This window comes from Streptosporangium sp. NPDC000563 (assembly GCF_040299985.1).
Taxonomy (GTDB): Bacteria; Actinomycetota; Actinomycetes; order Streptosporangiales; family Streptosporangiaceae; genus Streptosporangium.
In genome coordinates, this window is record NZ_JBEPDA010000014.1 from 51,847 (window position 1) to 74,751 (window position 22,905).

Below are 22,905 nucleotides of genomic sequence, written 5' to 3' on the forward strand. Positions count from 1 at the left end.
GCCTGCCGGGAGCCGACGAGCCGGATGAGGGCCGGGTGCGGGCCGGTCAGAGTGCGGTGATGGCGGTGCCGCGCGCGAGCAGCAGGACGACGTCGACCGCGGCGACGGCGATCGCCGCGGCGAAGGGAACGCGTGAAGAGCCCCGGCCCAGTGCCAGCCCTCCGGCGGTGAGGGCCCCCGCCACGGCCAGGGCGGCCCAGCCGCCCGCGCCCGGAGGGCCCGGGGGCCCCAGCACGAGCAGGACCGTCGCGGCCAGCAGGGGCACCGGGATCAGGACGCGGACGCGAGCGACGCCGAGTCTCTGCGGCCAGCCCCTCACCCCGGCGGCGAGGTCCGCGGGGATGTCGGGCAGCACGTTGGCCAGGTGCGCTCCGCAGCCGAGCAGCGCGGCGGCCGTCACCGCCCACCAGGCGGGCCACGGATGTCCCGGCAGGCCCAGGGTCACGAACCCCGGCAGCGAGCCGAACCCCACCGCGTACGGCAACCAGGACAGCGCGGTCGCCTTGAGCCCGAGATCGTAGACCCACGCCGCGGCGACGCCGACCAGGTGGACGGCGCCGGCGGCGGGCCCCGAGGCGAGGGAGAGCGGCACGCAGAGCACCAGCGCCGCGATGGCGGCGACCCACACGGTACGGACGCTCACCGCGCCGGAGGCGACCGGCTTGCCGGTGCGGTGAGCGGCGGCGTCCCGCGCCGCGTCGACCGCGTCGTTGCACCAGCCGATCGAGAGTTGCCCCGTCGACACGGCCGCCGCCACCAGGACGCACCCGGCCGCGTCGCGCCCGCTCGCGACGGCCAGCGCGGTCACCAGGACGGTGACCGCGACGGTCGGCCCCGGGTGACAGGCCAGCGACAACCCCCGTACGGCCCGGAGCAACGGCCGGGTACCCAGGCGCGATGGACCGCTCGTCGTCACCCGTCGATCGTAGGCGGGAACCTCACGAAGCCCGAACGCGACTCCCTGCCGTACCTGAGCGCTTTGAAAACGGGCACAGAGGACTTCGTGACGCATGCAGTACACAGCAGGTGGGCAAGAGGGAGGTGTCCGCTGTTCGCGAGCCGGGGGTCAATAAATGACGCGAATCATCGCTGTCCGCGGTGCGCTCCCGCCGAACCGCCACTCCCAGTCAGAGATCACCGACGCGTTCGCGCGAGCGTGCCTTCCCGAGGGGGCCAGCCGACGGCTGCTCGACAGGCTGCACGCCTCCGCGCGGGTGGAGTCACGGCACCTGACGCTGCCGCTCGAACGGTACGCCAAGCTGGACGGCTTCGGTGCGGCCAACGACGCGTTCGTGGAGACGGCCGTGGAACTGGGCGCCGAGGCGGTGGGCGGGGCGCTGGAGGACGCGGGGGCCGCCCCCGAGGACGTGGACATGATTCTCTTCACCTCGGTGACCGGTGTCGCGGCGCCCTCGGTGGACGCCCGGCTGGCCGGACGGCTCGGGCTGCGCCCGGACGTCAAGCGGATGCCGGTCTTCGGCCTGGGCTGTGTCGCGGGAGCCGCGGGTGTCGCCCGCCTCCACGACTACCTGCGCGGCTGGCCGGACCACCTGGCGGTGCTGCTCTCGGTCGAGCTGTGCTCCCTCACCCTGCAGCGCGGTGACGACTCCATCGCCAACATGGTCGCGAGCGCCCTGTTCGGCGACGGGGCGACGGCCGTGGTGGCCTGCGGAGACGGGTGGCGGCCACGGCGTTCCGGGCCGTCCACGACCTCCCGCGCCACCGGGGCGGGCGGCGCGTCCGCGACGACGCGGCCCGCCGGGCCCGCCGGGTCATCTCCGCCGAACAGCGCACCCGCCCCGCACCACAGGCTCCCCCTGTCCAGCCCTTCCATCCCGTCGGCGTCCTCGGGATCCGTCTCGGGATTCGTGAGGTCCTCCCCCGTGACGCACCGGCTGCTCCCCGAGCCCGCCGGCTCGTACGGAGTTCCCGAGGCGCCGGTCGCGATGGCGGGACCGACGGTGGTGGCCTCGCGCAGCCACCTGTATCCCGATTCCGAGCACGTGATGGGCTGGCACGTCGGCGACACCGGCTTTCGGGTGGTGCTCGACGCGAGCGTCCCCGACGTGGTGCGCACCTATCTGGCGGACGACGTGCACGGCTTCCTGCGCGACCACGGCCTGCGGGTCGAGGACGTGACGGCGTGGGTCTGCCACCCGGGCGGCCCGAAGGTCCTGGAGGCGGTGGCGGAGACGCTGCGGCTTCCCGAGGACGCGCTGGACCTCACCTGGCGCTCGCTCGCCGCGATCGGGAACCTGTCCTCGTCCTCCGTCCTGCACGTCCTGCGGGATACGCTCGCCCTGCGGCCACCGCCGCCGGGCACGCCGGGGCTCCTCCTCGCGATGGGGCCCGGCTTCTGCTCAGAACTCGTACTGCTGCGCTGGTAGGAGCCCGATGTCCTGGCATCTGTCGTCCTGGTATCCACTGCTCGTGCTGCTCGTCGGCCTGGAGCGCGTCGCCGAGCTGGTCGTCGCCCGCCGCAACGCGCGCTGGAGCATGGCGCGCGGCGGGGTGATGTCCGGGCAGGGACACTACCCGTGGATGGTCGTCCTGCACACCGGCCTGCTCGCCGGATGCCTGTTGGAGGCGGGCCTCGCCGACCGGCCCTTCGTGCCCGCTCTCGGCTGGCCGATGGTCGTCCTGGTGGTCGCGGCGCAGGGCCTGCGCTGGTGGTGCATCACCTCCCTGGGCCCGCAGTGGAACACCCAGGTCATCGTCGTGCCCGGCCTGACGCTCGTGGAGCGCGGCCCCTACCGGCTGCGGTGGCTGCGCCATCCCAACTACGTCGCGGTCGCCGTCGAGGGCGCCGCGCTGCCACTGGTGCACAGCGCGTGGGTCACCGCGCTGGTGTTCACCGTGCTCAACGCCGCGCTGATGGTGGTGCGGATCCGCTGCGAGAACGACGCCCTGGCCTCACTCGCCGCGGCGCCACCCGTCACGACGTCGTCCACCGCACCGGCCACCGCGCTGTCCACCGCGCCGTCCACCGGGGCGGTGACCCGGCCGTCGAAGGACGCGCCGGTCACCGACGCTCCGCCGGGCGCCGGCGGGACACCGACGTGATCGACGTCCTGATCGCGGGCGGAGGCCCGGCCGGTCTCGCCACCGCCATCCACGCCGCCATGGCGGGGATGGAGGCGGTCGTCGTCGAGCCCCGCGCCGTCCCGGTGGACAAGGCGTGCGGTGAGGGGCTGATGCCCAGCGGGACCGCCGCCCTGGGGTCGCTGGGAGTTCGGGTCGAGGGCAGGCCGCTGCGCGGCATCCGCTACCTGGACCGGCGGCACGAGGTGGAGGCGGCGTTCCGCGACGGGTCCGGCCTGGGCGTGCGGCGGACCGCGCTGCACGCCGCTCTGGCCCTGCGTGCGCGGGAGCTGGGCGTGCAGGTCGTGCCCGGCAAGGTGGACGGCGTACGGCAGGACGGCGACGGGGTCGAGGCCGCGGGCCTGCGTGCCCGATGGCTGGTGGCCGCGGACGGCCTGCACTCCCCGTTGCGCGCCCTGCTCGGGCTTGAGCTGCCGGGACGCGGGCCGCGCAGGTACGGGCTGCGGCGGCACTACCCGGTCGCGCCGTGGACGGACTTCGTCGAGGTCCACTGGGCGGCGGACGGCGAGGCGTACGTGACGCCTGTGGGCGAGAACCTGGTGGGCGTCGCCGTGCTGAGCTCGCGGCGGCGCGGCTACCCGGAGCACCTGGCGGACTTCCCCGCACTTCTGGAACGACTGCGGGGACCGGCGGCGACCCCGGTGCGCGGGGCCGGGCCGCTCCGCCAGCGGGTACGCGCCCGGGTGGCCGGGCGGGTGCTGCTCGTCGGCGACGCGGCCGGCTACGTCGACGCGCTCACCGGGGAGGGGGTGTCGCTCGCGCTGACGTCCGCGCGGTTGCTGGTGGACTGCCTGCGGGCCGGCACCCCCGGATCGTACGAGGCCGCCTGGTTGCGGCTGTCCCGGCGCCACCGGCTGCTCACCGGGGCGCTGGTGGGCACCCGCAGGTACCGGACGGCGGGACGGCTCATCGTCCCGGCCGCCCGGCGGATGCCCTCCCTGTTCGGTGCGGCGGTGCACGCCCTGGCCTGACCCTCACCGGTGCGGCGCCTACGGGAGACACCCCTAGCGCGAGACCTGGTGGACGATGCCCAGCCTCGGGGCGTAGTGGTTCGTGCCCTGGAAGCGAATCCGCCATTCACCACCCGTGCGATCGCCCACGGCCCTGGTGAAATGTCCCCGGGAGTCGGTCGTGGCACCGGCCACCTTCTTCCATTGGGCCTTCTCCCCCGGCCGGTGCAGGATCTCCACGGGCTGGCCGGGGAAGGGCGCGTAGTCGAGGTCCCCCTGGGGATCGACCCTGTTCAGCACGCCCGTCACCCGTACGCCCGAACCCTCTCTGACGGCCTCGACCCCGCCGAACCTGGTCAGGCGTTTCAGCAGGAAGCCCGTGTGCCCGGTCACCTCGGCGCCGTCCGCGCCTTTGGCGGTCACCGAGACCGTCCAGGGTCCCGCCGGGTACCAGCGGTTCAGGCTCCTCTCCGGGGCGAACCGCCAGGTCTCCCAGCCCGTTCCCGGGCGGGAGCCGCCCTCTTGGCTCGTCGCCCCGGCCGCGCCGGGGGCGAGGCGGGCGGAGGAGGCCGGGCCGGGCACCGGACCGGGCGCGAGGGCAGGGCCCCGGCCGGGCCCCGGCCGCGCGGGCGTCCCCGGGCGGGACGCGGTGACGGGGAAGGAGGTGTGCGCCGAGGCGGGAGGCGCGCCGGGCTCGACCTTGATCCTCACCCCCTCGGGGCCGGTGACCCCCCGGGCCACCACCTCTATCACCATGCGCACGGAGTCGGCGGGCCCGACCACCGGGGTCGCGGGGCGCAGGGTCACCGAGCGGATCGTCAGGTCCTCGACGGCCGGGGCTCCTGCCGGTACCGGCAGGGTCGCTGCTCCGGCCGCCAGGGAGGCGAGAAGAACTCTCATCGTCATGATCAGGACGCTAGGAGGCCGCCGGTAACAAACAGGTAGAGGACACACGCCCCGTTGGGCAAAGCGGGGACCGGCCGCCGTGACCGTTTTCCTGCAGGGCCCCGCGCCCGGGAGGGAGGGTGCCCGGCGCCCGGCGACGGCGGGCGCCGGGCGGCTCGTGGACGACCCGCGATCAGCTCTCGTACATGCCGTCGATGATCTCCGCGTACCTGGAGTGGATGACGCGGCGCTTGAGCTTCAGGCTCGGGGTGAGCTCCGCGCTCTCGGCCGTCCACTCCACCGGCAGCAGGCGCCAGCGCTTGACCTGCTGGACGCGGGCCAGCTTCTCGTTGGCTGCGGCGATCGCGCCCTCGACGGCCTTGAGGACGTCGGGGTGCTCGGCGAGGTCGGCCAGGGTGGTGAACGAGATGCCGTTGGCCTGCGCCCAGCCCGGGGCCACCTCGCCGTCGAGGGTGAGGATCGCCACCGGGTACGGCCTGCCGTCGCCGTAGGCGAGGGCCTGGCCGATGAGCGGGTGCTCCTTGAGGTGGTTCTCGATGTTGGCCGGGGAGATGTTCTCACCCCCGGAGGTGATGATGAGCTCCTTCTTGCGGTCGACGATGCTGACGAAGCCGTCCTCGTCGATGGAGCCCACGTCTCCGGTGTGCAGCCAGCCGTCCTCGTCGAGGAGTTCGGCGGTGGCCTCGGGGCGCCCGAGGTAGCCGCGGGTGTTGGCCGGGCTGCGGGTGATGATCTCACCGTCCTCGGCGATCCTGACCTCGACGCCGGGACCCGCCTGCCCGACCGTGCCGAGCTTGAAGCGCTCGGGGGCGTTCGCGGTGAACGCGCCGGTCGTCTCGGTCATGCCGTACACGTCCAGGATCCGCAGGCCGAGACCGGCGAAGAAGCGCTGGACCTCCAGCGGCATGGGCGCGGCCGCGGTGGCGAGCCAGCCCGCGTTGTCGAAACCGATCATCGACCGGATGATCGAGAGCAGGGCGGCGTCGGCCTGCTCGTAGGCGGCCAGGACCTCGGGCGAGGGGGTGCGCCCGTACTGGTTGGCCTCGACGTAGGCGAGCCCGGCGGCCATCGCCCCGCGCACGCCCTCCTGCTGCTCCTCCGGCTGGGTCGCCAGCAGTGCCTGCAGGCGGGCCATCATCTTCTCCCACACGCGTGGCACGCCGAAGAACAACACCGGCTTGACCTGGCCGAGGGTGGCACCGAGCTGGGTGAGGTCGGTGCAGAAGTGGGTGTGGGAGAACTTGAAGAGCGGCAGGTAGAGGCTGAGCACCCGCTCGGCGATGTGCGCGTAGGTGAGGTAGGAGATCTGGGTGCCGTTGTTGGGCAGGTCGGCCATCCGGGTGGTGGCCACGACCTCGAAGAACACGTTGGAGTGGGTGAGCGGCACGCCCTTGGGGTTGCCGGTGGTGCCCGAGGTGTACAGGACGGTGAGAACGTCGTCGGCGGTCACCGCCCGCCAGCGGGCGTCGACGGCCTCGGGGTCGGCGGCGAGCGTCTCGCGGCCGAGGGCGAGGAAGTCGTCCCAGGAGAGGAAGCGGTCGCCGGCCGGGGCGCCCTCCAGCACGATGACCTTGCGCAGCCCGGGGAGTTCGTCCAGGACCGGCTCCCACCTGGCCAGGTCGGCCGGTCCGCCGAGCACCGCGATCCTCGCCCCGACGTCACCGGCCACGAAGGCCACCTGCTCCGGGGCGAAGGTCGAGTAGACCGAGCAGGACACCCCACCGGCGTGCACCGCGCCCAGGTCCGCCAGCACGTGCTCGCTGCGGTTGACCATCATGAGCGCGACCGCCTCGCCGGGCTCCAGCCCGAGGGCGGCGAAACCGGCCGCGATCTCCAGGACCCGCTGCCTGGCCTGGGAGTATGTCAGGGTGGACCAGCCCCCCTCCACCGGGTCGGAGTACGCCGGCGCGTCGGGGTTGCTCTCGGCCGCCTCCTTCAACTGATCGCAGACCGTACGGCCCGCGATCTCCCGCTCGATCGCCGCACGCTCCTCAAGGACACCGGCCATGACGTGCCTCCTGAAAGTGTTCACTTGCACGAGTGGCATGCATCGCACCACACGCCGTTCCCCTCGGACAACCCCTGCGAGAAAGAAGAAACGCCCCGTCGCACCGCCGCCTTTCCCGCACGGACAGGGGATGTACGTAGAGTTAGCCTCTGATCACGCGATGACGTTCGGGGGGACGCATGCCATCGGGGAGACGAGTTCGCGAGAAGACCTTCTTCGGGCACCCGCGCGGCCTCGCCACGCTGTTCGGCACCGAGATGTGGGAGCGCTTCAGCTGGTACGGCCTGCGGGCCATCCTCGCCACCTTCATGGCCGCCTCCCCCGCCACGGGCGGCCTCGGGCTGACCCAGCAGACCGCCCAGGCGATCATCGGCATCTACGGCGCCCTCATCTATCTCGTCGCCCTGCCCGGGGGGTGGATCGCCGACCGGATACTCGGCGCCCGCAGGGCGGTGCTGTGGGGCGGCGTCGTCATCATGTTCGGCCACATCAGCATGGCCGTCCCGGTCAGCGGTGGCGTCTTCGTCGCGCTCGGCCTGCTCCTCATCATCGCCGGGACGGGGTTGCTGAAGCCCAACATCTCCACGATGGTCGGCAAGCTCTACCCCCCGAACGACGACGCGCGCAGGGACGCGGGCTTCTCGATCTTCTACCTCGGCATCAACATCGGCGCCTTCGTCGCCCCCATCGTCGTCGGCCGGCTCGCCACGGGCGACCGCTGGCATCTGGGTTTCGGCGCGGCGGCGGTCGGGATGGCCCTGGGCCTGACCCAGTACGTGCTGGGCGCGCGCCACCTCATGGGCGTGGGCGAGCGGCCCGGCCACCGGCTGACCTCGCGCGAGCGCCGGCACTTCGCCCTCGCCCTCGTCGTGGCCGCCCTCGTGGCAGGGGGCGCCCTGGCCGCGTGGGTGGCCTCGGGCACCTTCAGCCTCGACACCTTCGCCCTGGTGATGACGCTGCTCATCGTGGCCGTGCCGGTCCTCTACTTCGGCTACATCCTGCTGGGCAGCCACAACCTGACCGACGACGAGCGCTCCCGGATGAAGGCCTACGTCTGGCTCTTCGCCGCCGCCGCCGTCTTCTGGATGATCTACGATCTGGCCCCGTCCGTGCTGCTGTTCTTCGCCCAGAACAACACGGACCTGTCGCTCTTCGGCCTGTCGATCACCCCGGCGACCACCCAGGCGTTCAACCCGTTGTTCATCATGATCTTCGTGCCGGTCTTCGCGGCGCTCTGGGTCCGGCTGGGAGACCGGGTGACCGCTCCCCACAAGTTCTCCCTGGGACTTCTCATCAACGGCCTCAGCTTCATGATCATGGCTCTCGCCGCCATGCTGGCCCAGACCGGGAGGATCTCGGTGTGGTGGCTGGTGCTGGTCTACCTCGTCCAGGTCTTCGGGGAACTGGCGCTGAGCCCGGTCGGGCTCTCGGTCACCACCAAGCTCGCCCCCGAGGCGTTCAAGAGCCAGATGCTCGGGCTGTGGTTCCTCTCCTTCTCGGTGGGCGACGCGGTGGGCGGGCAGACGGGGCGGCTGAGGAACCACATGTCGGAGCCCGCGTACTTCCTCACCCTCGCCACGATCTCCATCGTGGCGTCGCTGGCGCTGTTCGCGTTCGCCGGCAGGCTGCATGCGATGATGCGCGAGCATCGGACGCCGAGCACGGCTCCGCCACGCTGATGGCCCCTTCGATCCCACGGAAAGCCCATATGTCCGGTCATGGGATGATTTATCTGTGAATATGGTGCTCGATCTCGTCGGGATCTTCGTCTTCGCCCTCTCGGGCGCCCTCGTCGGTGTACGCAGGCGGCTCGACGTGGTGGGCATGGCCGTGCTGGCCGAGATCACCGCGCTGGGCGGCGGGATCCTGCGCGACCTGATCCTGAACGTACGGCCCGCGGCCTTCTCCAGTGTCGGCTACGTGGTCGTCCCCCTGGTGGCCACGGTGATCGTGTTCTTCTGGCATCCGCACGTCGAGCGGGTGATGCCCGCGGTGAACGTCTTCGACGCCGCGGGACTCGGCCTGTTCTGCGCGGTCGGCACCGAGAAGGCGATGTACTTCGGCCTCACCCCGCTGCACGCCGTCCTGCTCGGGGTCACCACCGCGGTCGGCGGCGGCATCCTGCGCGACATCCTCGCCGGGCAGATCCCCACCCTGCTGTACGACCGCCAGTTGTACGCGGTGCCCGCCATGCTCGGGTCGGCACTGATGGCGTCGCTCTACACCCTCGCCCTGCACGGCTGGCCGGCCACGCTGTCCGCCGCGCTCCTCGCCTTCGGGCTGCGGATCGCGGCCATGCGGCTGAAACTGCGGGCCCCGCTGGCCAGGGGCGTCACCTCGGAGTGAGCCGCGCGCCCCGCCCTGCCGCAGAGTGCCCCGCCGGCCCACTCGCCGCCTCGCGGGGATTCACAGGGCCGTTCACAGGGCCCGTTCACAGAGCGGGAGTGAGAGGCTCGGCGGGCCGGGTGCCGTACGCGCCCCTGATCCTGGCCTCGGCGATGCGCCGCACCGCCTCGACGAGGACCTGAGGTGGGTGGGTGAAGGGGAGGCGGAGTCTCCCCTCCAGGGTGCCGTCCACGCCGAACCACCGGCCGGGGGCGAGACGAACCCCCTGGCAGGCGGCCGCGTCGGCGAGCGCGGTGGCCGTGGGGCCGGAGAGCCGCACCCAGATGGAGCCGCCACCCGCGGGCAACGTGAAGCTCCAGTCGGGCATGTGCGCCGCCAGCTCCGCCGCCAGGACGTCCCTGGAGGCGCCGAGGAGACGGGCCCGCTCGGTCCTGGCCTCCTCGATGTCCTCGAACAATCCGGCCACCACCAGTTGCTCGAAGAGAGGGCTCGCGATGTCCACGGAGGCGCGGAGCATCGCCAGGTGACGGACCGTGGCGGCGGTGGTGCGGATCCAGCCGATGCGCAACCCGCCCCACCACAGCTTGGACGCCGAGCCGATGGTGATCACTCTGCCGTCGGTGTCGAAAGCGGCCAGCGGCGTGACCTTGGGCCCCTCGTCGATCGCGAGCTCGCCCCAGCTCTCGTCGACCACCAGGGTGGTGCCGTACCGCCTCGCCGCGGCGGCCAGGGCCGCCCGCGCGGTGTCGTCCATCAGATGCCCGGTCGGGTTCTGGAAGTCGGGGATGACGTACACGAGGCGGGCGGCCGACTGGCGCATCGCGCAGGTCAGCAGGTCCAGGTCACGCCAGCCCTCGTCCGGCACGCCGACCGGGACGATCCTGGCGCCGCGCATCCTGGCCAGGCCGATGACGTGCGGGTAGGTGGGCGACTCCAGCAACACCGGGTCTCCCGGCGAGAGCAGCATCGCGGTCACCAGGTGGATGGCCTGCTGGGCGCCGGTGGTGACGAGGATCTGCTCGGGCCGGGTGGCCACCCCCCGCGCGGTGTAGCGGGCCGCGATCGCCTGGCGCAGCGGAGCGATCCCGACCGGGTCGTAGCCCATGCCGAGCGTGTAGCGGGGATACTGGCCGGCGGCGGCGGCGATCGCGTCGGGCAGCGACGAGATCGCGCTCGGGGCCGCGGCGTGCAGCGGCAGCAGCCCGTCGTCCACGGCGGCGATCCACGGGTTGTCGGCGCCCAGCGAACCCGCGTCGGGCAGCGCGGTCCAGCTCCCCGCCCCCTGCCTGCTCTCCAGGTATCCCTGCTCGCGGAGCAGGTCGTAGGCCGAGGTCACGGTGGTGCGGCTGACGCCCAGGGCCTCGGCGAGGTGCCGCTCGGCGGGCATGCGCACCCGCACGGGCAGTCGCCCGTCGAGGACCAGCGACCGCACGGTCCTGGCCAGGACCCGGTAGTACGGCCTGGCCGCGGGGTCGATCGCGAGGAGGCGGGCGAGCTGGGTACCGCTGAGATACCGGTCCATGGCGGCCATCATAAAACCACTTCTCGAAATTGGCCCTTTCAATCCAGCCACGTGGACTGGACGATTAACGCCATCATGAGCGAACTCTCCCTGTCCACCGTCGCCTCCCTTCCCAACCGGCTCACCCGCCTGTACACGGGCCTCGCCCTCTACGGCGTCGGTGTCGGCCTGCAGATCGAGTCGCGGCTGGGCGGCAGCCCCTGGGACGTCTTCCACCAGGGGCTCTCCATCCACATGGGCTTCTCGATCGGCACCTGGATCATCATCGTGGGCGCCCTGGTCATGCTGCTGTGGATCCCGCTGCGGCAGAGACCGGGCGTGGGCACCCTCAGCAACGTCGTCTTCCTCGGGCTGTTCGCCGACGCGGCCATGTGGCTGCTACCGACCCCGGACGCGCTCGCCGTGCGCTGGACCTACCTCCTGCTCGCCGTCGTGGCCACCGGCGCGGCGACCGGCCTCTACATCGGCGCCGGGCTCGGCCCCGGGCCACGCGACGGCCTGATGACCGGACTGAACCGCCTCGGCCTGTCCATCCGCCTGGCGCGCACCGTCATCGAGGTCACCGTGCTGGTGGCGGGCTGGCTGCTCGGCGGGACCGTGGGGGTGGGCACGCTGGTCTTCGCCCTCGCCATCGGGCCGCTGACCCAGTTCTTCATGCCCAGGACGCGGCCTGGCGCCCGGTTTCTCCGGAGGCCGCCACGGACCGCGCGGAGGCATTAGCGTCGAGGCATGTGGATTGAGGACTACGCTCTCATCGGCGACATGCAGTCGGCGGCCCTGGTCGGCCGGAACGGCTCCATCGACTGGCTGTGCCTGCCGCGCTTCGACTCGCCCTCCTGCTTCGGGGCGCTGCTCGGCGACAGGGAGAACGGCCAGTGGTGGATCGGTCCCGCGCACGCCGAGCGGCCGCGCGCGACCCGGCGCCGCTACCGGGGCGAGTCCCTCATCCTGGAGAGCGAGTGGGACACCCCGGACGGCACGGTCAGGGTGACCGATTTCATGCCCACCCGGCACACCAACCCCGACCTGGTGAGGATCGTGGAGGGCGTGTCCGGGACGGTGCGGATGGCCACCGAGATCCGCGTCCGCTTCGACTACGGCCGCATCGTGCCCTGGGTGCGCCGCAGCGACGGCCTCCTGCAGGCCATCGGCGGACCCGACTCCGTGTGGCTGCACTCCCCCGTCCCGCTGGAGGGCGGCGACTACGCCCACCGGGCGAAGTTCGAGGTCTCCGAGGGCGACAGCATGGCGTTCGTCTTCACCTGGCACCCCTCGCACGAGCCCAGGCCCGTCGAGATCGACCCGTACGAGCAACTGGCCGAGACCGATTCGCTGTGGGCCGAGTGGGTCGAGGGGTGCACCTACCAGGGGCCGTGGCGCGAGGCCGTGGTCCGCTCGCTCATCACGCTCAAGGCGCTCACGTACGCCCCCACCGGCGGCATCGTCGCCGCCCCGACCACCTCGCTGCCCGAGGACCTCGGCGGCGTACGCAACTGGGACTACCGCTACTGCTGGCTGCGCGACGCCACCATGACCCTGGACGCCCTGATCGGCGCCGGATACCTGGAGGAGGCGGGCGCGTGGCGGTCCTGGTTGCTGCGGGCCATCGCGGGCCGCGCCCAGGACCTGCAGATCATGTACGGCGTCGCGGGGGAGCGCAGGCTGACGGAGCAGGAGCTCGACTGGCTGCCCGGCTACGAGAACTCCCGGCCGGTCAGGATCGGCAACGGCGCGGTCGACCAGCTCCAGCTGGACGTCTACGGCGAGGTGATGAACTCCCTGCACCTGTCCCGCATCTCGGGCCTTGAGGCGGATCATCGGGCGTGGACCCTCCAGTACGAGCTGATCGCCTACGTCGAGAAGCACTGGGAGGACGCGGACGAGGGGCTGTGGGAGGTCCGCGGCCCGCGCAGGCACTTCGTCCACTCCAAGGTCATGTGCTGGGTCGCCGTCGACAGGGCGATCAAGCAGGTGGAGTCCTTCGGCAAGTCCGCCCCGCTGGCGCGCTGGAAGGAACTGCGCGACCGCATCCACGCCGAGATCTGCGACAAGGGCTTCGATCCGGTGCGCCGCACCTTCACCCAGTCGTACGGCTCGCAGGAGCTGGACGCGGCCCTGCTGCTCATCCCGATCGTCGGCTTCCTGCCCCCTGAGGACCCCCGCGTGGTCGGGACGGTGGAGGCGATCCAGCGCGAGCTGATGGTCGACGGCTTCGTGCTGCGCTACCCGGTCTCCCCCGACAACGACGTGGACGGCCTGCCCGGCGGTGAGGGCGCGTTCCTGGCGTGCAGCTTCTGGCTGGCCGAGGCCCTGGCGATGATCGGCCGCAAGGACGAGGCCGTCGAGTTGTTCGAACGCCTGCTGGCACTGCGCAACGACGTCGGCCTGCTCGCCGAGGAGTACGACCCCCGATACGGCCGGATGGTCGGCAACTTCCCGCAGGCGTTCAGCCATGTTCCGCTGATCCACGCGGCCCGCGCGCTCAGCTGAGCCGACACCCCTCAAGCCCTTTCATCCCAATTCATCCCTTTTGTTCCGAATAAGTCGTGACGGACAGCCGACTTTTCGGAAATTTGCTAAGAAATCTGGGATCGGGCTGCAACAATCCGGTGCGATCGTGACTCTCACCCGATGTAACACCACCGGAAAGGAACGAACCAATGAGCGATTTCGACGTGACCACCACCGATCTGGTCGACTACGACGGCGACGGGAGCACCGACGCCCAGCTGATCGACGTCGACGGTGACGGTCTCGCCGACGAGGAGCGCTACGACATCGACGGTGACGGCGTCACCGATGTCGTCTACCTCGACCACGACGGTGACGGCTACATCGACGAGACCCGCGTCGACCTGGACGGCGACGGGGTCGCCGACTACACCGAGACCGTGGGCCCCTTCCCGACCGTCTGACCGAAAGAGAACGGCACGAGCCCGTGTGATCTCACCGAGAGGGGACCCGGATCCGGGTCACACGGGCGGGCCGACGAGGAAGGCTTGCGATGAGGACGCGACCCGCGTTCCCTCCCCCGTTCCCGGTCCGGGCGACACCCGCCGAGAGCGGGAACACGCCGGGCGGCCGGGACGGTGAGGTGTGAACACCGGACCGGCGGACCTGCTGCGCCGCCTGTGCGACACCACCTCGGCCAGGCTTTCCGGCGCCGAGCTGCGCGAGCGGGTGGGGCAGGTGCGCGCCGGCCTCGACGCGCCGCTGCGGGTCGCGGTGGCGGGCGCGGTGAGCAGCGGCAAGTCGACGCTGGTGAACGCGCTGCTCGGGCTGCCCGTCGCCCCGGTGGACGCCGGTGAGTGCACCTTCGTGGTCACCCAGTACGAGTACGGCGAGGACGACGGGCACATCACGATCGAACTCACCGACGGCGGAGTGGCCCACTCCCGGCTGCTGCCGGGGCACCGGCTCCCCTCCGAGTTCGGCGTCGACGTGGCCGGGATCCGACGCCTGCGGGTCACCCTGAACCTGCCGTCGCTGCGCACGATCACCATCGTCGACACCCCCGGTATGAACACGGTGACGGCCGCCAACGAACGGGCGGCCAGAAGCATGCTGTTCGGCTCGGGAGACGAGGACGACCGCGCGCAGGCGATGATCTACGTGCTGCGTTACGTCCAGAAGTTCGACGACACCACCCTCGCCGAGTTCCGCGGGCTCACCGACGCCTGCGGAATGAGTTGTGTCAACACCCTCGCCGTGCTCGGCCAGATCGACCGGCGCGGCGACGAGGACGACCCGTGGCCGACCGCGAGGCGGCTGGCCGCCAAGGGGTACGCGGACCTGCGCACCTCCGTCTTCGACGTGGTCCCGGTGATCGGCCTGCTCGCCGAGACCGCGCGGGCCCGCCCGCTCGGTGCCGAGGAGACCGAGGCCCTCACGGCGCTGGCCGGGCTCGACGAGGACGACCTGGAGGACTACCTCCTGGACCTGGACGACTTCCGCTCGGCGCCCGAACTGCCCGTACCGGCCGAGGTACGGCACCGGCTGGTGGAGCGGCTGCACCGCTACGGCATCACCAGCGCGGTGGACGCGGTGCGCGCGACCGGGTCCGCCGCCCCCGAGGCGCTCTCCGCCCACCTGCTGGAGCGCTCGGGCTACTCCTCCGCCGGCCGGGCCGCGACCGGCTCGGTGGCCGCGGGCATCGCCCACTTCGCCCGCCGCGCCGACCAGCTGAAGGCACTCGACGCGCTCACCCGGCTTCGCGCGATCGCCCGCACACCCGCGATGGGGGCCGACCGCGCCACCCTGGACGCGCTGGCGGCCCAGCTCGACGAGAACCGGCCGATCGCGACCTCCCTGGGCGGCCTGCGGATCTTCACCGCCGCCGAGGCGCTCGGCCGCGGCGCGCTCGTGCTGAACGAGGAGATGACCGCCGAGCTCCTGCGCCTCGCCCGCCACGACGACCCCGCCGAACAGCTGGGCCTGCCCGCGGGAGCCCCGGCCGCGGAGATCGCCGCCGCGGCCACGGCGGCGGCGATGCGCTGGCGCACCCTCGCCATGATGAGCGAGGGCAGGACCGGCGGGCACCGAGCCAGGGACGTGCTGACCGTCCTGGAGGATCTCGTCTCGGCGGCGCTGGACGAGGTGGCTCTACAGGAGGCGGCTCTGGAGGAGGCGTCGAACGGGGCCGCGCGGGACGGGCGGGCGTCCTCCGCGAGTGCCGGGGGCGGCGAACCGCTCCCGGTGGTCCGGGTGGACCCCGCCGCGATCGAGGCGCTGCGGGCCTCCCCGATGGTCCCCGCCGACGACCGGCGGGCCCTGGAACTCCTCCTTTCCGGATCCGAGCTGGCCACCCAGCTCGGGGCGCCGCCCGGGGCACCGCGCGCCGAGGTCGCGGGGTACGCCGCCGCCCTCAGTGCCCGGTTCCGCACCCTCACCCACCGGCCGCTCTCCCTGCGGCAGCGGCGGGCGGCCGAGACGCTGTGCGAGGCGTACGAGACCATCTGGTCGCACTACGGCGACGGTTCCTGAGTACGGCCCCGGCCCATCCCCCGCGACACCCGACCATCCCCGACAGGAGAGCACGACCATGACGACCCCCGACCCGGCAGGCCCCGTGGCCAGGTTGCTGCGCTACGCCAACGAGGTCCACGCGCTGGCCGGGCAGTGCGGCAGGAAGGACCTCGCGGAGGTGCTGGCCGCGTGCGCGGGCCGATGGAAGGACGAGTGCACCGACATCGTGGTCGCCGGGGCACAGAAGCGCGGCAAGAGCCGGCTGCTCAACACGCTGGTGTCCCACCCCGACCTGCTGCCCGTCGACGCCGACGTCGCCACCAACTGCTTCCTGTCGCTGCGGCGTGGCCCCCGGCTCGCCGCCGTCGTGCACCGCGGCACCGACGCGGGGCCGGTCGAGATGCCGATCACCATCGAGTCGATCCCCGACTACGCCTCGATGCGCGGCGACGCGGGCAAGCGTCGCGACGTCGTCAGTGTCGACATCACCCTCGACAACCCGCTGCTCGACGGTCTGCGGCTGCTCGACACCCCCGGCGTGGACAGCCTGACGGTGGGCCACCGGCAGGTGACGGTGGCCATGCTGCAACGGGCCGACGCGCTGTTGTTCACGCTCAGCGCGCAGGACCAGCCGGTGCTCAGGCACGAGCTGGAGTTCCTCGCCGAGGCCGCCGAACGGGTCCAGGCGATCGCGTTCGTCCTGACGAAGGTGGAGGACTCGGCCAACTGGCGCGCTCTGCAGGAGGAGAACAAGACCCGCCTCGCGACCTTCGTCACCGAGGCGATCGCGGCGGACCCCCGCAGGGCGGCGACGCTCGCCCCGCTCCTGGAGGCGCCGTGGATCCCGGTGAGCGCCAAGCTCGCCGAGGCCGCGGAGGCCAAGCGGCGTGAGGGACGCACCGAGCGCGCCGACACGCTGCGGGCGCGCAGTGGCATGGACGTGCTGGAGCGGTACCTGCGCGGCTTCGCCGAGGGCAGGGACTCCGCGCGGGGCGCCACGGTGGTCGCCGCCGCGCTGTCGGTGCTGGCCTCGCTCGCGACCGGCGCGAAGGACGACGTCGCCGCGGGCTCCGACGACGAGGGCGACGTCACGGCCCGGCTCGCCGAGGTGGACGCCGGCCTGGCGGAGCTCGCCGAACTGGCGGGGCGCCGCAGGGCGGGCGCGGTGGCCAACACCTTCCTCGGGCGCGAGGTGGCGGGCATCGTGGCGGCGCGGGTGTCCGAGATCCGCCAGCCGTACGAGAACACGATCGCCACGCTGAAAAAGCAGGCCCAGATCGACCAGTACATGGCGGAACTACCGGAAAGCGTGCAGCGCTCGCTGGAGGCGGCGTGGTCGCAGATCGTCTACGACGTGGAGAAGCTGTCCAGGACCACGCTGGACGCCTTCGCCCGCGATCTCGGCCTCGACCCGGTCGACCTGGCCACCGACAGGCGCGCGATGCCCAGCCTGTCGCAGGTCCAGGTCAGGGGCGATCTCGCCGCGGACGACCCCGGCAGCGTGGATCTGGTCCGCGACGTGCTGCCCTCGGCCTCGATCGGGTTGTCCCTGGGCGGATTCGCCACAGCCCTGCTCGGCCCGGTGGGCTTCATCCTCGTCGCCCCGGCCATCGGGGCTGCCATCTTCATGGGGCGGCGCTCGATGGAGAAGGTGCAGCGCAGCCAGGCGGCGATCAGGGGAGCGCTGCGCGACCAGTTCTCGGTGGTCGCCAGGGAGATGACGCTCGACCTGGAGCGGATGGTGGCGACCTGGCGGGTGGGCGTCGAGCAGACCGCGGACGAGAGCCTGGCACGGCGCCGCAGGGAGCTGGAGACCAGGCGGGCCGAGCTGAAGTCCGCCTCCGCCCGCTCGGCCGCCGAGCGCCTCAAGGCTCGCAAGTCGGGCGAGGATCGCATCGCCGCGATCGACACCCTCACCAAGCGTGGCGAGGAGCTCCGCAAGGAACTGGCCACCGCGGTGGCCGCCCTGGGCGCGGAACGGCCGGTGCCCGCCGCGACCTGACCGGGCATCTCCCGGTCGCGTGATCGCGGCCGGGGATCGTCCCGCCGTCCGTCCGTCGTTCCGGTGGCCGCCGGAACGACGGGCGACGCCGCCGCGGCGGTCTTCGTCCCGTCCGGCCGGGGGCCGCGAACGATCAGAGCGGCAGGTGCACCAGGGTGGCGGGCTGGTCGCGGGTGGCGCCGGTCGCGTCGGCGGGGCGGTGCAGGCAGAGCAGGCCGGTGGGAACCCGGGCGACCGGCTCGAACACCCCCGGCGTGCGGTGCACCTCCCGCGCCCCCGCCGGGGTGATGTGCAGCAGCCTGCTGCGCCCCGCGTCCAGCATGGTCATCCACATCGAGTCGCCGTCGGCGACGAACCTGGGGCGCTCCCAGCGATGCCGCGAGGTGAGGTGGCCGGCCAGGGTCGCCGACTGCTTGCCCATCAGGAACTCCAGCGTCTGGGAGCGCTGGTCGAAGATCCCGACCGACCATCCCCTCGCGGGGCTCACCTGGTCGGTGCCGACCGCGTAGATCTGATCGCCCGCCGGGAACCAGCGCAGCGCGCCACCCCGGGGCCGCGGCATGATCAGCCTGGTCCTGCCGTCGGCGGTGTCGGCCTCCAGCCCCGCCGAGCCGGAGGTGAACCACCTGCCCCGGTGCAGGACCACTTGATGCAGCCAGCTCCGCCCCGGCTCGCGCACCGTCGGGCGCACGACACCGCCGGGGTCGACCAGGCACAGCACCTGCCACGGCCTGAAGTCCTGGTGCCTGTTCTGGAACATCGGCTTGTTGCTGCTGAACTGCCCGAGCACCACGGTGCAGCCCGGCGCGCCCACCGAGGGCGACGGCTCGCTGCCGCTGGGTGCCTCCTGGTCGAGCAGCCGGCGCAGCCTGTTGTCCTCGTTGAGGAACCACTGGGCGTACGGGCCCAGCTCGCGCGGCTGGGGGGCCTGGAACGCGAAGGTCCCGCCCAGGTCGAGCTCGATCACGGCCAGGCTGCCGGTCTCCCCCCAGGGCAGACCCATCGTGGCGTCGACCGGGACGGGCTGCCGGGAGTTGAAGAAGACCCACGCCGTACGGCCGTGAACGATCACGGTCGGGTCGTCCCACATCTGTGCCGGGTGGGTGGCGCGAACGGCCAGGTCGGGGGTGAGGGTGCGGACCAGCACCTGCGCGGGCCCCACCTGTTCCACGGCCACGACACCTTCACCGGACGCGGCCCACTCCACGAGCCTGCCGAAGCGGAACTCCCTGTCGTGGCGGCCCCCGGCACCGTCGAGCCTGCGCAGCAGGTGGCCGCTCTCGAACGCCTGGTGGACGAAGACCCGGCCCGCCTCCGCCCGCGCCTCGAGCACGGCGTCCATGACCTTCTCGATCCCCTGGACGGTGGGCCCGCCCAGCGTGCCCCCCGTGCCCGCGGCCGAGCCGGTGACGGCCCGGTGGCCGCCGGTGGCGCTGCCCCCGGGGCCGGCGAGCACCCGGTGGTCCCCGGTGGCACCGCTCGCCGGGCCGGTGAAGGCCCGCTGCGCCGCGGCCGGGGCGGCGACCGACGTCCCAGGCAGATCGCCCCCGGCCCCGAGGGCGGCGCCACCCGCGAGGACCGGGGAATCCGCCACCTGGCCGGGGAAGGACCGCTGCCCCGCGCCGGATAGCCGCCCGGCACCGGAAGGGACCGGATGACCGCCGGTGGCGGGCGAGACCGGATGGCCGCCGGTGGCGGGAGCGGAGCCCTTGCCCGGCTCGCGGTGTTCGACCTTGAGCTTCCAGGCCAGCTGCGCGGCGCCGTACGCGACCACGATCTTCGGGTCGTCGTAGGTCCTGACCCGCTCGCCGAAGCGCTCACGCACGGCCTTCTGGACCAGCGGCATCCTGCTGGGCCCGCCGGTCATGAACACCGCGGCCAGCTCGTCCATCTCGACCCCGGCGCCGCGGATCGTCTCGTCGAGGACGTCCACCGTCCTGCGGATGTCCTCGCCGATGAGATCCTCCAGGTCGGCCCTGGTGATGTGCACGTCCTCGTTGATGCCCACCACGTAGTGGGAGGAGGTGTCGAACTTCGACAGCGTCTCCTTCGCCTCCCTCGCCATCTTGAGCAGGTCGGCGGCGTAGCTGACGTAGCGACGCTCGGGGTTGGTCGTCACCTGCTGCCACCAGTCGGCGTCGATCCGCTCGATCTGGGCTCCGAGGAACGCGAAGACCTGCTCGTCGAAACCCTCGCCGCCGATCTCGTCACTGCCCCCCGGCTCGCCGACGACCGCGAAGTCACCGCCGTCCACGGTGAGGACGGCCGCGTCGAACGTGCCGCCGCCCAGGTCGTAGACGGCGAGCCGCGACCCGCCGACCGCCCGCCCCGCGGACGCGAAGTATCGGGCCGAGGCCACGGGCTCGTCGATGAGCGCGATCCGCACCCCGCTCACGACCTTCCTCGCCGCCGCCAGCAGCACCGCCTTGCGGTCGGCGCCCCAGGCCACCGGGTGGGTGAGCGCGATGCAGTCGGGGTCGGCGCCGTCGAACCGCCGACGCCCCTCACTGACGAACGGTTCGAGCAGCGCCGCGAGGGCGTCGGCCACGTCCACCGGGACGCCTCCGAGCAACATCCGCTTCCGGCCGACATAGCGCTTCGGGTTGCGCTCGACACGCTCGGGATTGGTCGCGATGCCCCGCTGGGCGACCCTGCCCGCCACGAGCGCCCCCCGCTCGTCCAGCATGACCGCGGAGGGAATGCGCCGCTCTCCCTCGACTTCCAGGACGTCGAAGCGTCCTTCCGCCGCTATCACCCCGGCGGAGAAACTCGTCCCCAGATCGACACCGAGGCACCACTGCGCCATGTCCACTCCTTTTGAACTCCTCCCCGGCCGGATCGACCGGAGACTCTCCCCTCACGTCGCGGTCAAGCGGCGCGAGGGGGTTCACGCCGCGCGGACCGGACAACCCCGGGGTCTCCGCGTCCCGACACCGGCGTTCCGACGGCGTTCGTAGATCCAGAACCCATCATTCCGCATCCGGCGACGACGGTCGGAGCACGAAAGGAAACGTTCGGGGACCGGAAAGGCGGGGCGGTCGCGTCCCCATCCTCTCGCGACCGCGCCGGTTCCGTCTCCCGCACGGTCCGCCGCGGCGCGAGTCTCCCGCACGGTTCGCCGCGGCGCGAGAGGGCCCCGGAACGCGAAGGGCCGGGCGCGGGTGACCGTCTTCGCGGGGATCAGCCGCCGATGCCGCCGTCGGGGCGGACGGCCAGGGCGGCGATGACGCGGGCGAAGTCCGGCGGGGGCGCGACCACCAGCCGGGTCTGCCCGTCCTGACTGACCAGGTCGGCTCTGATCAGGGAGAGACGGCCGGCGTGCCACCAGTAGACCTGAGGGCTGAGCGCCCCGGCGCGCATGTCGAACTCCCGCTGGGCGAACAGCCGAAGCCGCTCGATCGCGCGGACCACGCCGATGCCCTCGACCGGGTGGACGATGAGCGTCGCCGGGTCGGGCAGGGCGACGAGGACCCCGTCGGAGGGAACCGGCAGGTAGTCGCCCAGCCTACGAAGGTGGGCGGCGGCGCCCTCGGTGGGACCGGTGAGCCTGCGCACGGCCACCCCGCCGAGATCACCCTCGGTGACCGAGAGCCGCTCGTCCCCGCGCGCGTTCTCCAGGGCCAGGTCGAGGGCCTGGGCCGCGGTGATCGGCCAGCAGCCGACCTCCTCGGGGCGGACCGGGCGCCCGGCGTCGCCGTCACCGACGGTGAGCACCTCGACCAGGTCGGCGGTGAGGTGGCGCCCGACCACGCGGGCCGGATCCAGGTCGTCGTCGAGCTGGATGCGGGTGCGCAGCAGCGGGCGTACCTGCTCCAGGTCGCAGGCGTCGAACGGCTCGTCCACCGTGGCCAGGGTGTGCGACAGGTACGCGGAGACGATCACCGGCCAGTCCTCGCGGGAGCGCCTGAGAGCCTCGGCGCGCAGCCCGGCCAGGCGCACCACGACCCGGCGCGGGCCGGTGAGCGTGAGGGTCCCGCCGCCGGGGTCGAAGGAGCAGGCGTAGCCGAGATTGTCCGCGACCAGGGCGAGCAGGGAGTCGAGATCGACCTCTTCGACCGGACGCCTCGGCGTCTCGGTCCGCCGGTCACGGTGCCGCCGGAACAATCTCACGCGTGCGCCCCCTCTGCCGGTTTCCTCCTAGGTTCGCACCTAGAGTGCCTTGCCGACGCCCCCTGTTGAGTAGGCCAGAGAGCACGATTTTGCATCAATAGCACCAAGTGCCCCGAGCAATACAGAGAACTGTGGCTCCCCATGCCCTATCGGAAGCCCTGCGACAACGGGCACCCCGAGCGGTGCGAGCAGCTCCTCCAGCACCGGGTAGGGGTCGCCGCAGCCGACCCAGGACCCCAGGACGAACCCGGCGGCCCCGTCGAGTGCCCCGGTCTGCAGCAGCTGGACGAGCATCCTGTCGATCCGGTACGGCGCCTCGGCGACATCCTCCAGCAGGACGATCCGGCCTCGCGCCGACAGCGCGTACGGAGTGCCGCAGAGCGCGGCCAGCAGGCTGAGGTTGCCGCCGGTGACCGGCGCCGTGACGTCGCCGGGAACGATCACCCGGTCGCCGGTGATCGTCGGCGGGGCTCCGGCGAGCGCGGCCGTGAAGTTCTCGAAGGTGCGCGGCTCGGGCCCCTCGGGGTCGCTGATCGTGGAGCAGGCCGGCATCGGCCCGAACCAGGAGGCGAGGCCCAGTTCCACGGCGAACGCGCTGTGCAGGGCGGTGATGTCGCTGGAGCCGACGAGCGCCTTGGGACCGGCGGCCCGCATGGCGTCCCAGTCGAGGTGACCGAGGAGACGGGTCGCGCCGTAACCGCCGCGGGCGCAGAACACCGCGCTCACCGCGGGATCGCACCAGGCGTCCAGCAGATCGGAGGCGCGGGCGGCGTCGGAGCCCGCCAGGTAGCGGTCCCTGTCGAGGGTGTGGGCGCCGATGACGACCTTCAGCCCGAGCCCTTCCAGGACGCGAACGCCGCGCGCCAGCCGCTCGGAATCGGGAGGTCCGGACGGGGCCACCACCGCCACCGTGTCGCCGGGACGAGGCGGAGGCGGGACCGGTATCCCGGCGGCCGGTTCGTTCACTCCGCAAACGGTGCCACACTGGGCTTTC

The 22,905-nt window shown here is 72.4% G+C and carries 17 protein-coding genes; 10 read left to right on the forward strand and 7 right to left on the reverse strand.

Features of this window, described 5'->3' with window-relative positions:
* Positions 1–46: 46 nt before the first annotated feature.
* Positions 47–916 carry a UbiA family prenyltransferase gene (locus ABT352_RS26835; protein ID WP_350947700.1) on the reverse strand — a complete coding sequence of 290 codons (870 nt, stop codon included), beginning with the start codon at positions 914–916 and terminating at the stop codon, positions 47–49.
* 157 nt (positions 917–1,073) lie between these two features.
* Here ABT352_RS26835 and ABT352_RS26840 point away from each other — a divergent pair, with 157 nt between their 5' ends.
* Genes ABT352_RS26840 through ABT352_RS26850 form a run of 3 tightly spaced genes read left to right on the forward strand, consistent with a single transcriptional unit; the run spans position 1,074 to position 4,073 of the window.
* The gene (locus tag ABT352_RS26840) at positions 1,074–2,387 is read left to right on the forward strand and encodes a type III polyketide synthase (protein WP_350947701.1); all 1,314 of its coding nucleotides are present in this window, start codon (positions 1,074–1,076) and stop codon (positions 2,385–2,387) included.
* 7 nt (positions 2,388–2,394) lie between these two features.
* Positions 2,395–3,063, forward strand: a complete 669-nt coding sequence (locus ABT352_RS26845; RefSeq protein WP_350947702.1) for an isoprenylcysteine carboxyl methyltransferase family protein — start codon at positions 2,395–2,397, stop codon at positions 3,061–3,063.
* Entirely contained in the window at positions 3,060–4,073 is a 1,014-nt protein-coding gene (locus ABT352_RS26850; protein WP_350947703.1) for an NAD(P)/FAD-dependent oxidoreductase, read from the forward strand. Before ABT352_RS26845 ends, ABT352_RS26850 begins: the two co-directional genes overlap by 4 nt.
* Before the next feature lie 33 nt (positions 4,074–4,106).
* Here ABT352_RS26850 and ABT352_RS26855 read toward each other — a convergent pair whose 3' ends face one another.
* A complete protein-coding gene (locus tag ABT352_RS26855) occupies positions 4,107–4,958 on the reverse strand; it encodes a hypothetical protein (RefSeq protein ID WP_350947704.1) in 852 nt (283 codons plus the stop codon).
* Positions 4,959–5,130: 172 nt separating this feature from the next.
* A complete protein-coding gene (locus ABT352_RS26860) occupies positions 5,131–6,966 on the reverse strand; it encodes an AMP-dependent synthetase/ligase (protein ID WP_350947705.1) in 1,836 nt (611 codons plus the stop codon).
* 179 nt (positions 6,967–7,145) lie between these two features.
* On the opposite strand from ABT352_RS26860, the gene ABT352_RS26865 reads away from it, so the two are divergent.
* Together ABT352_RS26865 and ABT352_RS26870 are read left to right on the forward strand one after the other, a co-directional pair.
* Positions 7,146–8,645 carry a peptide MFS transporter gene (locus ABT352_RS26865; protein ID WP_350947706.1) on the forward strand — a complete coding sequence of 500 codons (1,500 nt, stop codon included), beginning with the start codon at positions 7,146–7,148 and terminating at the stop codon, positions 8,643–8,645.
* Positions 8,646–8,706: 61 nt separating this feature from the next.
* Complete coding sequence (locus ABT352_RS26870; protein WP_350947707.1) at positions 8,707–9,312, forward strand: trimeric intracellular cation channel family protein; 606 nt, start codon at positions 8,707–8,709, stop codon at positions 9,310–9,312.
* 85 nt (positions 9,313–9,397) lie between these two features.
* Here the strand turns inward: ABT352_RS26870 and yczR are convergent, their stop codons facing one another.
* A complete protein-coding gene (yczR, locus tag ABT352_RS26875; protein ID WP_350947708.1) occupies positions 9,398–10,834 on the reverse strand; it encodes a MocR-like transcription factor YczR in 1,437 nt (478 codons plus the stop codon).
* 75 nt (positions 10,835–10,909) lie between these two features.
* On the opposite strand from yczR, the gene yczE reads away from it, so the two are divergent.
* From yczE to ABT352_RS26900, 5 genes are all read left to right on the forward strand, one after another.
* Positions 10,910–11,554 (forward strand): membrane protein YczE, encoded by a 645-nt coding sequence (gene yczE, locus ABT352_RS26880; protein ID WP_350947815.1) that lies wholly within the window; start codon positions 10,910–10,912, stop codon positions 11,552–11,554.
* Between the two features lie 9 nt (positions 11,555–11,563).
* Positions 11,564–13,324, forward strand: a complete 1,761-nt coding sequence (locus ABT352_RS26885) for a glycoside hydrolase family 15 protein (protein ID WP_350947709.1) — start codon at positions 11,564–11,566, stop codon at positions 13,322–13,324.
* A 170-nt stretch (positions 13,325–13,494) separates the two neighbouring features.
* Positions 13,495–13,749: a hypothetical protein gene (locus tag ABT352_RS26890; RefSeq protein ID WP_350947710.1), complete on the forward strand. Its 255-nt coding sequence runs from the start codon at positions 13,495–13,497 to the stop codon at positions 13,747–13,749.
* Between the two features lie 181 nt (positions 13,750–13,930).
* Entirely contained in the window at positions 13,931–15,817 is a 1,887-nt protein-coding gene (locus tag ABT352_RS26895) for a dynamin family protein (protein WP_350947711.1), read from the forward strand.
* A gap of 58 nt (positions 15,818–15,875) precedes the next feature.
* Positions 15,876–17,801 (forward strand): dynamin family protein, encoded by a 1,926-nt coding sequence (locus tag ABT352_RS26900; RefSeq protein ID WP_350947712.1) that lies wholly within the window; start codon positions 15,876–15,878, stop codon positions 17,799–17,801.
* Positions 17,802–17,934: 133 nt separating this feature from the next.
* On the opposite strand, the gene ABT352_RS26905 is transcribed toward ABT352_RS26900, so the two are convergent.
* The 3 genes from ABT352_RS26905 to ABT352_RS26915 form a co-directional block, all read right to left on the reverse strand.
* Positions 17,935–20,607 carry an Hsp70 family protein gene (locus ABT352_RS26905; RefSeq protein WP_350947713.1) on the reverse strand — a complete coding sequence of 891 codons (2,673 nt, stop codon included), beginning with the start codon at positions 20,605–20,607 and terminating at the stop codon, positions 17,935–17,937.
* A 374-nt stretch (positions 20,608–20,981) separates the two neighbouring features.
* Positions 20,982–21,911: a hypothetical protein gene (locus tag ABT352_RS26910; protein WP_350947714.1), complete on the reverse strand. Its 930-nt coding sequence runs from the start codon at positions 21,909–21,911 to the stop codon at positions 20,982–20,984.
* A 39-nt stretch (positions 21,912–21,950) separates the two neighbouring features.
* Complete coding sequence (locus ABT352_RS26915) at positions 21,951–22,877, reverse strand: S66 peptidase family protein (protein ID WP_350947715.1); 927 nt, start codon at positions 22,875–22,877, stop codon at positions 21,951–21,953.
* Positions 22,878–22,905 lie beyond the last annotated feature (28 nt).

Bases quoted from the DNA above. Each gene is read 5' to 3' on its own strand.
- ABT352_RS26840 (WP_350947701.1), top strand. From the start codon at position 1,074: ATGACGCGAATCATCGCTGTCCGCGGTGCGCTCCCGCCGAACCGCCAC.
- ABT352_RS26870 (WP_350947707.1), top strand. From the start codon at position 8,707: ATGGTGCTCGATCTCGTCGGGATCTTCGTCTTCGCCCTCTCGGGCGCC.
- yczE (WP_350947815.1), top strand. From the start codon at position 10,910: ATGAGCGAACTCTCCCTGTCCACCGTCGCCTCCCTTCCCAACCGGCTC.
- yczR (WP_350947708.1), bottom strand. From the start codon at position 10,834: ATGGACCGGTATCTCAGCGGTACCCAGCTCGCCCGCCTCCTCGCGATC.
- ABT352_RS26905 (WP_350947713.1), bottom strand. From the start codon at position 20,607: ATGGCGCAGTGGTGCCTCGGTGTCGATCTGGGGACGAGTTTCTCCGCC.
- ABT352_RS26885 (WP_350947709.1), top strand. From the start codon at position 11,564: ATGTGGATTGAGGACTACGCTCTCATCGGCGACATGCAGTCGGCGGCC.
- ABT352_RS26890 (WP_350947710.1), top strand. From the start codon at position 13,495: ATGAGCGATTTCGACGTGACCACCACCGATCTGGTCGACTACGACGGC.
- ABT352_RS26860 (WP_350947705.1), bottom strand. From the start codon at position 6,966: ATGGCCGGTGTCCTTGAGGAGCGTGCGGCGATCGAGCGGGAGATCGCG.
- ABT352_RS26855 (WP_350947704.1), bottom strand. From the start codon at position 4,958: ATGACGATGAGAGTTCTTCTCGCCTCCCTGGCGGCCGGAGCAGCGACC.
- ABT352_RS26845 (WP_350947702.1), top strand. From the start codon at position 2,395: ATGTCCTGGCATCTGTCGTCCTGGTATCCACTGCTCGTGCTGCTCGTC.
- ABT352_RS26900 (WP_350947712.1), top strand. From the start codon at position 15,876: ATGACGACCCCCGACCCGGCAGGCCCCGTGGCCAGGTTGCTGCGCTAC.
- ABT352_RS26865 (WP_350947706.1), top strand. From the start codon at position 7,146: ATGCCATCGGGGAGACGAGTTCGCGAGAAGACCTTCTTCGGGCACCCG.